We start from the raw sequence: 16,138 nt of genomic DNA on the forward strand, positions 1-16,138 counted from the left end.
GAAAATATGAAAAAAACCTCTCAATTATGCCAGCTTTTCAAAAGTTTTACCCAGTCTCCGCTATCTTTTCTATTTTCTCAGTGAGTTCCGCCTCTACTTATAACTAATTGTAAATATAAAATAAATACAAAAAAACAGACAAGCCATTCTAATTGCTTAGAACGTTTGTCTGTTTTTAATATTTATTATCGAGCTAATTTTTCAAACACTGTATGGAACGCTTGAATTGTTTTTTCAATATGCTCCTCAGTGTGCGCAGTGGAAAGGAACATTCCTTCAAATTGAGAAGGTGGTAGATAAATTCCTTCCTCAGCCATTAGGCGATAGTATTTTGCAAATAAGTCAAGGTCTGCCGTTTTAGCTACGTCATAGTTCACAACATTATCATTTGTAAAGAAGAAGCCAATCATAGACCCAGCACGATTTACTGTATGTGGAATGTTGTATTTGCTTGCAGCTTCTCTGAATCCTTTTTCAAGCATGTCACCAAGCTTCACGAAGTACTTATACGTATCCTCGTTCAAGCGTGATAATGTCTCATAGCCAGCTGTCATCGCTAAAGGATTGCCTGAAAGCGTACCTGCTTGATATACAGATCCTGCTGGTGCAATCATTTCCATGATTTTGCGTTTCCCACCGAAAGCTCCTACTGGTAGGCCTCCTCCGATTACTTTACCTAAACAAGTTAAATCTGGAGTAATACCAAAATGTCCTTGTGCACAGTTATAATCAACACGGAAACCCGTCATTACTTCGTCAAAGATTAAAACTGTTCCATTTTTCTCTGTTAATTCACGCAATGCTTCGAGGAATCCTTCAATTGGAGGCACAACTCCCATATTACCTGCCACTGGCTCCACAATAACTGCTGCTAAATCGTCACCAAAGTTTTCAAACACGTAGCGAACACTCTCAATGTCATTATAAGGTGCCGTAATCGTATTTTTAGCAATCGACTCTGGAACACCAGGGCTATCTGGAAGACCTAGTGTAGCAACACCAGAACCGGCTTTAATAAGCAGGCTGTCTCCATGTCCATGGTAGCATCCTTCAAATTTTAAAATCTTGTTGCGGCCTGTGTAGCCACGAGCTAATCGCAAAGCACTCATAGTAGCCTCTGTACCAGAGGAAACCATACGGACCATCTCGATTGATGGCACTCGCTCCATAACTAATTTTGCAAGTTTATTTTCAACTAACGTAGATGCTCCAAAGCTAGTCCCAGTTGCAGCTACATCTTGAATTGCCTTCACGACATTCGGCTCCGTATGACCTAAAATAAGTGGTCCCCAAGAAAGTACGTAATCAATGTATTCATTACCATCAATGTCCTTCAATATAGCGCCTTTTCCACTTTCCATGAAAATCGGATCCATGTCGACCGATTTAAACGCACGAACCGGACTATTTACGCCACCTGGCATTAAGTCCTTTGCTTCTGCAAATGCTTCTTTAGATAATTTGTATGATTTAGACATTATTTCTCCTCCAACCAACGCGCTACATCTTTAGCATGATACGTTAAGATGATATCTGCTCCAGCACGTTTCATTCCTGTTAACGTTTCTAAAACTGTTTCTTTTTCGTTTATCCAGCCATTGATGGCAGCAGCCTTCACCATTGCATATTCTCCGCTTACGTTATACGCAACAATTGGAGCGTCGAAGCTATTTCTAACATCACGAATAATATCCAAATACGCTAGTGCAGGTTTAACGATTAAGAAATCTGCTCCCTCTTCGATATCAGAAGTGGCTTCGCGTATAGCTTCCATTCGGTTAGAATAATCCATTTGATAGGTTTTGCGGTCTCCAAATTTAGGAGCTCCATCTGCCGCTTCACGGAATGGACCGTAATAAGCGGATGCGTATTTAACTGCATACGACATAATTGGTATATCGTGAAAACCAGCTCTGTCTAATCCTTGACGAATAGCAGTTACAAATCCATCCATCATGTTAGAAGGTGCAATAATATCTGCTCCAGCTTGAGCCTGACTTACAGCTGTCTTTGCTAACAAATCTAAAGATGGGTCATTCAGTATTCTTTCATGCTCGTCTACTACTCCACAGTGACCGTGATCCGTAAATTCACATAGGCAAGTATCAGCTATAACAACTAAGTTTGGATGACGCTCCTTGATGAAGCGAATTGCCTTTTGTACAATTCCATGATCATGATACGCTTGAGTTCCCTCAGCATCCTTTGTTGCAGGTAAGCCAAATAAAATAACGGATGGGATTCCTAAAGAAACGACCTCGTCTACTTCTTCACCTAAACGGTCTAATGAAAATTGGAAAACTCCCGGCATAGAGTTAACGGGATTTTTAATGTTCTCTCCATCCATAACGAAAATCGGATAGATTAAATCCTCTTTATGTAAGTAAGTTTCTTTTACCATTGCTCTAATACCAGCCGATTGTCTTAAACGGCGGTGACGTTGAAAATATAAGTCTGTCATTACATTCATCCCTTCCATTGAGCTAGCGCATTTACTACCTCTGTTAAAGTATAGGTTTTAGGCATTACCTGCACGGTAACACCTAATGATTTTAAATGGTTTTTCGTTATATGACCAATAGCACATACTGTAAAGCTATTATAGCCTAAATCCTTGCCAATCGTTTGATGAAAGGCATTAACCGAGGAAGGACTAGTGAATACTACCGAGCAGCTATTCCCACTAGTTAAAAGCTTCTTCACCATCTCCACATTATCTTCTAGCATCACGGTCTCATAGACTGTCCACTCATCAACTGAATTGACCAGGCCCTCTGTAATTGTATTTTTTGCAAGATTCCCTCGGAAATACAAACATGCATCATCCGGGGCTGCTACCTGTGGAAACTCTTTAATAAAAACATCTGCACTAAAGGTAGTCGGCATAAAATCTATTGTAAATCCAATTTTTTCGAGAGCTGACGCCGTTTTTGAACCGACAGCGGCCATTTTAACCTGAAAAGCTTCTACATCTAATTGATAGGTAAGCATCTTTTGATGAAAGGCAGCTACACTAGCCTGACTCGTAAATATAAACCATTGGTAAGCTTTACTGTTTAAGAGTTTATCTTTGTCTTCGAGCTCCACAATTTCCTTAGTAGCTATGAAGGGTGCCACATAGGGAACCCCTCCTAAACTAGCAGTAAGGTTTGCTGCCTCATCTGATCTATTCACCCCTGTAAAAATGATATGCTCATTTTGTAGAGGTGAATTTTTAGACATTTAAATCAGCCTTAACCTTTTGGATTAAATCATAAGCTCCTTGTTCTGTAACAATTCGTGCCGCTTCTTTTCCTACTGCTTCCGGGTTTGTTCCCGATACTACTTCTTTGTACACAACAGACGCATCTGGTGCTGCAATAAGTCCAGTGAACGTTATTTCATTGCCATTCATAACTGCATGTCCTGCAATTGGTACCTGACATCCGCCATCCATAGCTGCTAAGAATGCACGTTCAGCATGTACAGTATCCCAAGTTTCTTTGTCTGAAAGCTTTTGAAGCTCAGCTAGTAGCTCAGCGTCATCCTCACGACATTCAACCGCTAACGATCCTTGTCCAACAGCCGGTACACAATCCTCTACCGAAATGTATTCAGTAACTACTTCATCACTCCAGCCAAGTCGTTTAAGTCCAGCTGCAGCCAATATAATAGCATCATATTCTCCGTCTTGAAGCTTTTGCAGTCTTGTATCCACGTTTCCTCGTATCCACTTAATCTCGATATCTGGACGTAATAAAAGTAATTGAGCGCTTCTGCGTAGACTACTTGTCCCAACAATAGCTCCCTTAGGTAAATCCATTAGCTTCACATGTCCCGTAGAAATGAAAGCATCACGTTCATCGATACGCTTAGGAGTACATCCCATTACTAAGCCAGGAGGCAAGACTGATGGCATATCCTTCATGCTATGTACGGCAAAATCTATTTCTTTGTCAAATAACGCTTGCTCAATTTCCTTAACGAATAGACCTTTCCCTCCAACTTTGGAAAGTGTTACATTTAGGATTTGATCACCTTTTGTAACAATCTCTTTTACTTCAAACTCAAATGGTGCGCCCATATCTTTCATTTGTTGGATAAACCAATTCGTTTGTGTTAGAGCTAATTTACTTCTTCTTGAACCTACAATAATTTTACGCATAAACACGCTACCTTTCTTAATACCAAAAGTGGAATTGTGATAATTGACTACCTAGTAAAAAATTAATTATAACAAATAAAAATGCATATACGTGAATCCACGCATAATTCGTTCCTTTATATCGTACACCCTTTCTTATTAAAAGAACGACAATATATAGAACTAATAGAATAAAGGAATTAACAATCTTAAAATCAAATATAGAAAACTCATTTAAAGATATATAAGCCCATTGTAACCCAAGAACGAGACTTACAAACAATAAAGGTATTCCAGTAATAATAGACAGGGTCATTCCTGTTTCCGCATGCTGTAGAGAAGGTAATCTACTAAATTGCTTTGTCCATTTTTTCTTCTTCAACACTCTATACAATATCAAATAAAGAATAGAAAAAACAAACGATAAAGCAAATGCTGCGTATGCTAAAAAAGCAAATGTAATATGAATGAATAATAACTCCGATCGGAGTGCATCACCCACTGGAGATTGCTCCAATTGGCTCGGGGCAAATGTATGGATAGTCATAAATATGAAACCAATAATATTTAAAAAGAATCCAGGCAAATCTGATTTGAAAACTAGCTGCATGACTAAGGAAAGCAAAATGATGAGCCATGCATAAAAGTAAATCCCTTCAAACAACGATAAAATTGGAAAGCGCTTCATTTCAATCATATACAACACTAAAAACACCGTTTGAAGTAGCCAGACGATGGAAAGAAGCCCTACCGCCAAGCGATGAACTTGCCGATCCTTATTAAGATAATCTATAAAATAGAAGACAAGGCTAACGGATTGAAGGACGACCATAATCTCGTGGAGCCGTGTCATCGTCAAATCAGCCATATAAATTTCTCCCTTTGTACAACAAAAAAGGTGTTTTTATATCTCTCTAGTTGCCATAAAGATACAAAAACACCTCCTTTAGATTAATTGAACGTTAAGTTCTCTTTTAAATCTTGATGCATTAACGCTTGCTTCAAATTAATTTTTGCTTTTTCAGCTTGGCTTTCGACTTCCATTTTCACATCATCCTCAATACCAAAGATCTGTTGGAATAATTGAAGCTGTTCACCTGGATTTTTAGACGTAGAAAGCTCTTTAGCTTGTAATATTGGCTCTTTTAAAAGCTGATTAACGATTGATTTCGTATGTTTATTTAATATTTTTCGTTCACGATCAGATAAGTTTGGCATCTTGTTTTCAATAGAACTCATTGTTTCCATTTGAATTCTGTTAGCTTTTTGACGTAATGCAGATATGATTGGCACTACTCCAAGCGTAGCTACCCATTCATTAAACTGATCAATTTCTGTCTCAATCATTTTATTGATTTGGACTGCAGCACGTTCTCTTTCTGCAAGATTCGCTTCTACAATTCCTTGAAGGTCATCAATATCATATAAGAACACGTTTGGTAAATCACCGATACGTGGATCTAAGTCGCGCGGTACAGCAATGTCTACCATGAATAAAGGCTTGCCTTTACGTAAACGGTCTACAAATTGCATTAGCTCATAGTCAATTACATACTCAGTGGCACCAGTAGAACTGATAAGAATATCAGCCTCTAATAGAGCACATTGAAGTTCGTCCATCGGCTTAGCGTTTCCAGCGAATTTAGACGCAAGCTCCTTTGCTTTCTCATACGTACGGTTTATAACCGTTACCTTTTCAGCCCCGCTACCATGTAGGTTTTGGATAGCTAACTCGCCCATTTTCCCAGCACCTAGGATGACCACGTGCTTATGATTTAGCGAACCAAATATTTTTTTTCCTAACTCAACTGCTGCATAAGAAACAGATACTGCATTTTCACCAATAGATGTCTCCGCATGAGCACGTTTCGCAAACGTCACTGCTTGTTTAAATAATTGGTTAAATATCGTACCAGTTGTCCCATTTTCTTGCCCATTTAAAAAGCTCTTCTTCACTTGTCCCAGAATTTGAGTTTCCCCTAGAACCATGGAGTCGACTCCAGCAGTAACACGGAATAAGTGATTATTTGCTTCATTGTCTTCATGAATAAATAAATATCTAGAAAGGTTCTCCATCGGGATATCGAACCAATTTGCTAGAAATTGTTTTACATAGTATCTTCCTGTATGCAATTGATCTACAGTAGCGTAAATTTCAGTACGGTTGCATGTAGACACAATAACGTTTTCTAAAATACTTTTCTGTTCTTGTAACGCCTGCATCGCATTTGGAAGCTCCGCTTCAACAAAAGAAAGCTTTTCACGAATCTCAACAGGTGCAGTACGATAATTGACACCTACCACTAGTGTGTGCATGGAGTCATGTCACCCTTTCACGTTCATTTCATAAGACCTATTATAGCATAGGTTCACAAGTAGAGAATTCGACATTTGTGAACAAGCTATGAAATCTTAATTAGAATTATTATAAATTAATAATAGCAAAAACTATTCGCATATACAAACATTCTGTCCAAGTTTATAAAAGATTAACTATTCAAATTTAATTTTATGACCATTATCAAAATTCCTATTTTTAGTTAAATCACGATAATTAATTAATTTTAATACTTTTTGATGAAAAAAGTAGAATTGATTTGCGCTCTCGGCGGACGCTTTCCGCGGGGCGAGCGATAAGCCATCACCCATCGCTAACGCGCGTGGTTGTAATGTCTTATCTGTCTCCCTCCTCCCGCAGGAGTCGCCGCCTGCCGCTACAATCAATAAATAGGAAGTATTCTTGTTTGAACCCTACAGCACTATATAGGAGATTTAATAAAAATTAAAAAAGTATTCTTTTTAAACAATAAAGGAGAAATGGTCGTATCTAATTAGGAAATCATTCATTAGGAAATGGGCTCGATTTTGTATTCATGGCATTGGTGCTTTATTAGATTAACTATTCGCACAAAAAAAGATTAACTAAGGATGGTATTCCCCAATTAATCTTTTTTAATCTTATCTAGACTTATTAACGACTTAATTTAAGGCATAAAAGAGTATATATGAAAATACTACATTCTAGTTTCGATTTCCTTCCAAGCTGCATCGAATCCTAGTCCAGTTTCAGAAGAGAAAACAATTAGTGGATCGCTTTTATCCATTTGAAGTTCGTCTTTTACAATCTTCTTATGTTTGTCCCATTTTCCTTTAGGAATTTTGTCCGCTTTTGTAGCGATTACGATACATGGAATGTTGTAATGCTTCAAGAAATCATACATCATACAGTCATCTTTAGTAGGTGGATGTCTTAAATCCACTATTAATAGTACACCTTTTAGAACCTCACGAGAGGTAAAATAAGTTTCAATCATTTTACCCCACGCGGCACGTTCTGATTTTGATACCTTTGCATATCCGTATCCAGGTACATCGACAAATAGCAGATCTTCTTCTAGCTTATAAAAGTTCAGTGTTTGTGTCTTTCCTGGCTTGGAAGAAATACGAGCCATGCTTTTTCGCCCAATCATCTTATTGATGAACGAGGATTTCCCAACATTGGACCGCCCAGCAAGCGCAAATTCCGGCAAGTCACCTTCTGGATATTGCGCTGGCCTTACGGCACTTATTAATAGTTCGACGTTATGAATTTTCATTTATTTTGCCTCCTCTAATGCAAGTTGAAGCACCTCTTCAGCATCGGAAACAAAATGGAATGTTAATACTTCGCGAACACTTTCTGGAATATCTTCAATATCACGCTCGTTGTCTTTCGGACAAATAATTGTCGTCAAACCAGCGCGATGAGCACTTAATGTTTTTTCTTTTAAACCACCGATTGGCAACACACGACCTCTTAATGTAACCTCACCAGTCATCCCGACCTCACGTAGAATTGGGCGTTTAGATAGTGCAGAAACAAGTGCCGTCACAATCGTTATACCTGCAGATGGGCCATCCTTTGGAACAGCACCTTCTGGTACGTGAATATGAATATCCTTATTTTCATGGAAGGTAGGATCAATTCCGAAATCAGCTGCCTTAGAGCGAACATAAGATAACGCAGTTTGAGCCGATTCCTTCATAACATCTCCAAGTTTACCTGTAAGCTGTAATTTACCAGACCCGGCTGATAAGGAGACTTCTATTTGAAGTGTATCCCCACCAACTGTTGTATAAGCAAGACCAGTTGCAACACCTACTTGATTTTCCGACTCTGCTTGTCCATAACGGAATTTTCGCTTACCAATAGTATCTTCCAAATTCTTTGTGGAAATAGTAACTCGTTTTTTATCACCTGAAACAATCAGGAGAGCTGCTTTACGGCAAATATTAGCTAATACTCTCTCTAAGCTACGAACACCCGCCTCACGAGTGTAATAACGAATCACATCTATAAGTGCATCGTCCTTCACTTGAAGCTGAGTTTTCTTTAATCCATGCTCTTTCAGCTGCTTTGGTAGCAAGTGATTTTTAGCAATAGACAGCTTTTCAATTTCTGTATATCCCGCAATTGATATAATTTCCATACGGTCTCTTAATGGACCTGGAATTGTGCTTAAATCATTAGCAGTAGCAATAAACAATACATTGGATAAGTCATAGGTCTCCTCAATGTAGTGATCACTAAAGGAGTTATTTTGCTCTGGATCTAGCACTTCTAGCATTGCAGCTGCAGGATCTCCACGGAAGTCATTGGACATCTTGTCAATTTCATCTAAGAGAATTAACGGATTGATCGTCCCTGCCTTTTTCATTCCTTGAATAATACGACCAGGCATAGAGCCTACATAGGTTCTTCTATGTCCACGGATTTCTGACTCATCTCTTACCCCTCCAAGAGAGATACGAACGAATTTTCTACCTAGGGACTCTGCAATAGATTTCGCTAATGAGGTTTTCCCCACTCCGGGTGGTCCCGACAGACAAAGAATTGGTCCTCTTAGTGATTTAGTCAATTGACGAACTGCTAAATACTCAAGCACGCGTTCTTTAACAGTTTCTAATCCATCATGATCGCGATCTAGAATTTGCTCTGAGCGTTTAATATCTAACTGATCTTCTGTAGAATTGGACCATGGAATAGAGACAATCCATTCAATATAGTTACGAATTACTCCACTTTCTGGAGCTTGAGTTGGCAACTTTTCATATCGGTCTAATTCCTTCAGTACATTCTTTTTAGTAGACTCAGGTAAGCCTGCTTTTTCAATACGTTTTTTTAACTCGGCAACCTCGCCAGTCTTACCTTCTTTATCACCAAGCTCTGTTTGAATCGCCTTCATTTGCTCACGGAGGTAGAACTCTTTTTGTGTTCTTTCCATCGCATTTTTAACTCGATTATTTATTTTTTTCTCAAGATTCAAAATTTCTTGTTCATTATAAAGCTGCACGATTAAAGTTTCCATGCGCTCTTTAACATCCATAATTTCCAAAATCTCTTGTTTGCCTGAAATCTTTAACGGCAGAGCTGCTGCGATCATATCAGCTAATCTACCTGGTTCTTCAATATCAGCTACTGAACGATATGTTTCCTCCGATACGTGCTTCGAAGCTTTAGAATACTTTTCGAAATTATGTAATAGAGTACGCATTAAAGCTTGATCTTCTTGATCAGCATTTTTAGGCTCAATATAAGCCGATACAGTAACCTCGTCAATTGTATCTGTCACTTTATATTCATCCCAAATTGCACGCTGTAAACCTTCTACTAAAACTCTCATCGTCCCGTTAGGTAGTTTAACCACTTGTTTTATATGTGCAATTATTCCCACATCATAAATATCCTCTTGCACTGGCTGTTCAATACCTAAATCCCTCTGAGCAGAAAGAAATAGTTTTTCCTCACGTTCCATTGCTGTGTTCAAAGCGGCGATGGAACGCTCGCGACCTATATCTATATGAAGCACCATGGTAGGAAATATAAATAATCCACGAAGGGGTAATACCGGGTAATATGTCTTTTCTGCCATCTTGGAAGTCACCTCCATCATATTGTATCCTTTATATATCCTAATAATACAGTAAATCCTCTGGATAAAAAGAGGTAGATTTCACGTTATAAAGAGAAATAGCTGACATCCTTGCTCGCGCCTAAAGCACGTAGTTTGGAAGCCAGCTTTTTCAATGGCTATTAAGCCGATGTTTTTTCGTTGTCTATTTCTTTAAGTTCAGACCCATCTTCCAATAAAAGCTTAGGACGAGAGTGTTGTGTAATTGTTTCTTTCGTAATCACACATTCCACAATATCTTCACGAGATGGTAATTCATACATAACGTCTAGCATTGTATTCTCAATGATAGAACGTAATCCACGAGCACCAGTCTTACGCTCAATAGCTTCTTTCGCAATCTCCACTAAAGCTTCATCTTCAAATGTTAACTTAACATTATCCAACTCAATCATTTTTTGGTATTGCTTCACTAATGCATTCTTAGGCTCAGTAAGAATTTGCACTAATGCTTTGTCATCCAATTGCTCTAAGCTAGCTAATACTGGAAGTCGTCCTATGAATTCTGGAATTAAACCAAACTTTAGTAAATCCTCAGGAATTAATTGGGATAATACTGATTTTACATCTACTATAGCTTTATTTGGATCTGCACCGAAACCAATTACTTTTTCACCTAAACGGCGTTTAATAATTTGTTCGATTCCATCAAATGCTCCTCCAACGATAAACAATATGTTTGTTGTATCTATTTGAATGAATTCTTGATGGGGATGCTTACGTCCGCCTTGTGGTGGAACGCTTGCAACAGTTCCTTCTAATATTTTTAGAAGTGCTTGTTGTACCCCTTCACCTGAAACATCTCTAGTAATAGAAGGATTTTCAGATTTTCGAGCTACTTTATCTATTTCATCTATATATATAATACCTTTTTCTGCTCTTTCAATATCATAGTCTGCTGACTGAATAAGCTTTAACAGGATATTTTCAACATCTTCTCCAACATACCCAGCTTCTGTTAATGAAGTCGCATCTGCAATAGCAAAAGGAACATTCAGAATTCTAGCTAAAGTTTGAGCTAGTAAAGTTTTACCGCTCCCTGTTGGTCCGATTAAAACTATGTTTGATTTAGATAATTCAACTTCATCAATTACGCTATTGGAATTAATACGTTTGTAATGGTTATAAACAGCTACTGCAAGTGATTTTTTTGCTCGCTCTTGGCCAATTACGTATTCATCAAGAATAGCTAAAATTTCTTTTGGTTTTGGAACTTCTTTGAACTCTACTTCTTCTTCTGTGCCAAGTTCCTCTTCCACTATCTCAGAACATAGATCTATACATTCATCACAAATGTAAACTCCAGGTCCTGCAACAAGTTTACGAACTTGTTCTTGTGGCTTGCCACAAAAAGAACATTTTAAGTTCCCTTTTTCATCATTGAATTTGAACAAAATATTCACCCCTATTCAAGCCATTATCTTACAAGATTCTTTGTCCAGAATCAAATAATAAGTTTGCTTAAGATTTATTCTATATACGCTGTTACATCGGATTGCATTACTCAAGGTAGTATTCAGACTAGATACAAGTGACAACGATAGCAACAGCGCCATACTAAAAAAGTTATGTATGTATAAAACAAGGCACAGACAGATGCTGTACCTTGTTATATTATAACGCGTTATGTGTAATTATGAAATTTTAGCGTTTTCTACTAAGAATTCCACAGTTTTTTGGAAGCGAAGGTCTTTTTCAAGAACTTCCGTACCACCAAGTGCACGTTTAATATCATCAGCTGACATATTGAATTGAGCACTCATTTTTTCTAGTTCAGCATTAACCTCTTCTTCAGAAGATTGAAGCTCTTCTTTTTCTGAGATAGCTTCAATAGTTAATTGTACTTTCACACGCTTTTTAGCATCTTCTGTCATTTGCTCACGTAAAGCAGCTTCGTCTTGACCAGAGAACTGGAAGTAAAGTTCTAAGTTCATACCTTGTTGCTCTAAACGTTGACCAAATTCTTGTAACATGCGGTCTACTTCTGTTTCGATCATAGCTTCTGGGATATCGATAGTAGCGTTTGCAGCTGCAGCTTCTACTAAATCATCACGAAGGTTTTGTTCAGACATTTGTTTTTTCTCTTCAGTTGCTGCTTCTTTTAGCTTAGTGCGTAAAGCTTCAAGACCTTCAACCTCAGCATCAATTTCTTTAGCAAGCTCGTCATTAAGTTCAGGAAGCTCTTTTCCTTTTACTTCTTTAACTGTCACTTTGAAAGTTGCTGCTTTACCAGCTAATTCTGCTGCATGATATTCTTCTGGGAATGTAACTTCTACGTCTTTTGATTCGCCAGCTTTAACGCCAACTAATTGACCTTCAAAGCCTGGGATGAAAGAGTTAGAACCGATTTCTAAAGGATAATCTTGTCCTGCTCCACCTTCAAATGCTTCTCCGTCTACAAATCCTTCAAAGTCGATTACTGCAGTGTCGCCTTCAACGATTGCATCTTCTTTTACAACTAATTCAGCTAAACGAGCTTGATGCCCTTTAAGTTGCTCTTCGATTTCTTCGTCTGTAACTGTTTGATCTAACTTAGTAACTTCAAGACCTTTGTAATCGCCAAGAGTTACTTCTGGTTTTACTACTACATTAGCAGTAAACACTAAAGGTTGACCTTTTTCCATAGTTACGATGTCGATTTCTGGACGATCTACTGGATCGATTCCAGCTTCATCAATTGCTGAAGCATATGCTTCAGGAAGAATGAAATCTAATGCATCTTGGTATAAAGACTCAACTCCGTACATTTTTTCGAAAATTGGGCGTGGCATTTTCCCTTTACGGAAACCTGGTGCATTAATTTGCTTAACCACTTTCTTAAAAGCTTGGTCTAAACCTTTGTTTACTACATCAGCAGCAACTTCAACTGTTAAAAGACCATTATTTCCTTCTTGTTTTTCCCATTTAACTGACATTTATTCTACCTCCAATAAATAAATTACAATAATTTAGTAGCCTGTATATTAAAAGTTTGAAACTTAACAGGACAGTTTTTCACTAATTATATTGACAACTTGTATATTATAGCATAACTGACTAGACTTTCAACATTATTGATATACAAGTAAGCTCGCCTATTTTCCTAGTAAACTTTTTTCTATATGTTATGTAAGGGCTTCAAAACTATTACCTAATCAGATAACCTTCATTACTTATAATCCTTTAATCCTTATAAGGTTGTCAACTATAAAATCGGAATTGCCGTTCTTTACTATTCATAAAATGAATTGATTTTATAATTTTTAGGCTATGTTAAAGGGTAGAGTTGAATTATAATGCAAAGAAATCTTCAAGAAAGTAGAATTGATTTCCGCCCCAGCCGGACGCTTTCCACGGGGTGAGCGATAAGCCATCACCCATCGCTTACGCGCGTGGTTGTGAGGTCTTATCTGTCTCACTCATCCCGTTGGAGTCTCCGTCTGGCGCTCCAATCAATAAATGGGAACAGCTTTAGCATCTATAAATCGAATCAATTTACTCGCATAAACAAAGCTGAAAAGCTGCAAACAACCCCAATTTCATCATCTTTTTATGTTCATAATAGCCATTTGAATATTCCTTTTCTAATGACTACAGTCATTTTAAAAAAGAACCGTTAGTCAAAATCAACCATTAACTTTAACAAAGCTAATTTTTATTTTAATTTGCTAACACAAGCTACATATATAGAATTATGACATTTAGATGCTTTTATATTTATAGAGTAGAATTGATTATCCTTTAGACGAACGGTTTTCACGAGCTTTGCTATAAGACATCACCCGTCATTAACACGCGCAGTTTTGATGTCTTAGCTGTCTCTATCATCACTACTTATATAGCGCATGCAGCTTACACCATCCGTACAGAAGAAATGCTTTTTGGTTACGATTCCTGTATTAAATCAACCTACACAATCGAATTTCCCCAAGCTATTTTACCCATAATAACTGCTTTTTTAGCCCCGGTAGCCGCAGGAAGGTTATTTGTTTTTTTCTTTAAGCATTGATAGCCTAATAAAGCGAAAATTACCGCTTCTTTCGCATCTGCGCTTACTTCATATGCTTCCATCCCAACCACAGAAACACGATCTGACATATAACCTTGTAGGCTGTTGAATAGTGTCAAATTATGTCTCCCCCCGCCGCTAACGATTACTTCTTCTATCTGTGCAGATTCAATAAATTTTAAGATTTCTGTAGCAATCGTCCGTGCAGTTAATGCAGTAATGGTAGCAATCCGATCCTCCAGACTAATAGCTAGATGTTCAGCTTCCTCCCACAGTATTCTCGCAAATTGAGTTCCAAACATCTCTCTACCTGTGCTTTTTGGGAAATTCTGATGGAAGAACGGATAAGCAAGTAGCTTAGTTAGCCATTTTTCATTCACCTTACCGCTTGCTGCTATAGCTCCATCGCGATCATAGTCATTTTTACTATTTGTTGCCCATTGGACAAATGCATCAATGATCATATTTCCCGGGCCGGTATCGTATGCAATAACCTCCGATGCTGTAGCTCCTTTCGGAAGGACAGTTATGTTAGCAATTCCTCCTATATTAACGAGCACTCTCCCATGACTCTTATTCGTATAAAGCATATGATCAGCATAAGGGACTAACGGAGCTCCTCCTCCCCCTACGGCCATGTCTCGTGTCCTAAAATCACCAACAGTCGTAATACCGGTACGTTCAGCAATTACTGCTATGTCCCCTATTTGTAGAGTGGATGTAACATCTCTTCCTTCAATGTTAATCGAAGCCGGCTGGTGAAAGATAGTTTGACCATGGGAGCTTACAAGTAAAATATCTTGCGGCATTAAATTGGCTTGTTGAATAATAGATAAGGTAGCCTCAGAGAAGATTTCTGCTAAATACATATTCATCCCACTAATGTCTGTTACTTTTGCTATTTCAGGAGTGCAAATTTCTCTAAGCTTTTCTTTTAGTTCCCTTGAGTAAGGGACTGACAAATACTTTACTAAATCTATTTGCAAATTGTCATTAATATCATTAATTTTGATGAGAGCTGCATCTACCCCATCTAGTGATGTTCCGGACATAAGACCAACTACATAGCTCGTTTGCTCTTCCAAATACATCTCTCCCTATAAAGAAATTTATAATAAAAGCATATTAGAGCTCTTTTCTATAAGAGGTGTAGCCTTTCCAAACCTCATAATCTAATTTACGATAAAAATCGACAAGCCCGGTCCAATCAATGACAATATGTTTAATGTCTCTATTTCTTAGAAAAGCTATAGCAGCTTGTACGATTGCTATACCGTATCCATTCCCGCGTTCCATGGAATCGACCCCTAAAGGTCCTATCCCCCCTAATTCTTGGCTGAATAGCGGTGCCCAGTACACGTTTTGAGCGATTAAGGGCGAGCTATTATCGTTAATTCTTGAAAACCCAATAATCTTATATTCTTTTTTAAGAACGGCAAATTCCCTACCATTCCCACCCTTTTGGAAATATTGATGAGCCTCGTATTCCCATCGTCCTGGAAAGCATCGATGTAAAAATGCAAGGAACGCCTCCTTTTCCTCATGCTTTAATATTGAAAACTCAACATTAGGAAGGGCAGGTAATTCTTTCGCTACCTCACCCTCATATTTACAGAGCATATCGAACTCTTTTCCAAAAGAATGATAGCCTCTTTTTTCAAACCAATCTTCATAGCTATCTAATGGGACACCAGGGAAATAATGCCATGGGTCTTTTCCTAATAATATTTCCTGCATTCCAGCTAATTGAAAAGCGTCCTCTGCATGCCTTAATAGATTAGAGCCGATCCCCTTGTTTCGGTACTCACGATGAACAAGAATTACTTGAATCCAGCCTGTTTTATCCTTCATCGGTATCTCTAATTCTTCCTGCCACCTTTTACCTACTACAAACCCGATTATTTGACCTTGCTCATTTACAGCTATTCGGGAAGCATCATAGCAAATATTTTCATCCTGAAAACTATTTTGCTCAAATAGCTCCTTTCGCATTGGAAAATCTCTTCCTAGCTCTTGATTCCACAAACTCACCAATTCATCTAGTCTATCTAACCGCCATTCTATCAACTGCATGCT

Annotated in this window: 12 protein-coding genes; all 12 read right to left on the minus strand. The window is 38.1% G+C overall.

The genetic code is table 11. The features are described 5' to 3' along the window. Window positions 1–185 precede the first annotated feature (185 nt). Window positions 186–1,478 (minus strand): glutamate-1-semialdehyde 2,1-aminomutase, encoded by a 1,293-nt coding sequence (gene hemL / locus NSQ95_RS11685; protein ID WP_340883141.1) that lies wholly within the window; start codon window positions 1,476–1,478, stop codon window positions 186–188. Beyond that, the gene (gene hemB / locus NSQ95_RS11690; RefSeq protein WP_340883140.1) at window positions 1,478–2,461 is read right to left on the minus strand and encodes a porphobilinogen synthase; all 984 of its coding nucleotides are present in this window, start codon (window positions 2,459–2,461) and stop codon (window positions 1,478–1,480) included. The genes hemL and hemB overlap by 1 nt, the downstream gene beginning before the upstream one ends. Window positions 2,462–2,466: 5 nt before the next feature. Then, window positions 2,467–3,222: a uroporphyrinogen-III synthase gene (locus NSQ95_RS11695; RefSeq protein WP_342559674.1), complete on the minus strand. Its 756-nt coding sequence runs from the start codon at window positions 3,220–3,222 to the stop codon at window positions 2,467–2,469. After that, entirely contained in the window at window positions 3,215–4,144 is a 930-nt protein-coding gene (gene hemC, locus NSQ95_RS11700; RefSeq protein WP_342559675.1) for a hydroxymethylbilane synthase, read from the minus strand. Before hemC ends, NSQ95_RS11695 begins: the two co-directional genes overlap by 8 nt. 16 nt (window positions 4,145–4,160) lie before the next feature. Further along, window positions 4,161–4,991 carry a cytochrome c biogenesis protein CcsA gene (ccsA, locus tag NSQ95_RS11705; protein WP_340883137.1) on the minus strand — a complete coding sequence of 277 codons (831 nt, stop codon included), beginning with the start codon at window positions 4,989–4,991 and terminating at the stop codon, window positions 4,161–4,163. Between the two features lie 83 nt (window positions 4,992–5,074). Continuing rightward, window positions 5,075–6,439 carry a glutamyl-tRNA reductase gene (gene hemA / locus NSQ95_RS11710; protein WP_340883136.1) on the minus strand — a complete coding sequence of 455 codons (1,365 nt, stop codon included), beginning with the start codon at window positions 6,437–6,439 and terminating at the stop codon, window positions 5,075–5,077. Between the two features lie 698 nt (window positions 6,440–7,137). After that, window positions 7,138–7,719 (minus strand): ribosome biogenesis GTP-binding protein YihA/YsxC, encoded by a 582-nt coding sequence (gene yihA, locus NSQ95_RS11715; protein WP_169359866.1) that lies wholly within the window; start codon window positions 7,717–7,719, stop codon window positions 7,138–7,140. Then, entirely contained in the window at window positions 7,720–10,035 is a 2,316-nt protein-coding gene (lon, locus tag NSQ95_RS11720) for an endopeptidase La (RefSeq protein ID WP_169359865.1), read from the minus strand. Window positions 10,036–10,196: 161 nt separating this feature from the next. Further along, entirely contained in the window at window positions 10,197–11,468 is a 1,272-nt protein-coding gene (gene clpX, locus NSQ95_RS11725; protein WP_340883135.1) for an ATP-dependent protease ATP-binding subunit ClpX, read from the minus strand. 240 nt (window positions 11,469–11,708) lie between these two features. Beyond that, window positions 11,709–12,989, minus strand: coding sequence for a trigger factor (tig, locus tag NSQ95_RS11730; protein ID WP_169359863.1), 1,281 nt, complete (start codon window positions 12,987–12,989; stop codon window positions 11,709–11,711). Between the two features lie 973 nt (window positions 12,990–13,962). After that, the gene (locus NSQ95_RS11735; protein WP_342559676.1) at window positions 13,963–15,147 is read right to left on the minus strand and encodes an anhydro-N-acetylmuramic acid kinase; all 1,185 of its coding nucleotides are present in this window, start codon (window positions 15,145–15,147) and stop codon (window positions 13,963–13,965) included. Window positions 15,148–15,187: 40 nt separating this feature from the next. After that, a complete protein-coding gene (locus NSQ95_RS11740; protein ID WP_342559677.1) occupies window positions 15,188–16,135 on the minus strand; it encodes a GNAT family N-acetyltransferase in 948 nt (315 codons plus the stop codon). Between the last annotated feature and the right edge of the window lie 3 nt (window positions 16,136–16,138).

The sequence above is a fragment of the Psychrobacillus sp. FSL W7-1457 genome (assembly GCF_038593405.1).
Classification (GTDB): domain Bacteria; phylum Bacillota; class Bacilli; order Bacillales_A; family Planococcaceae; genus Psychrobacillus.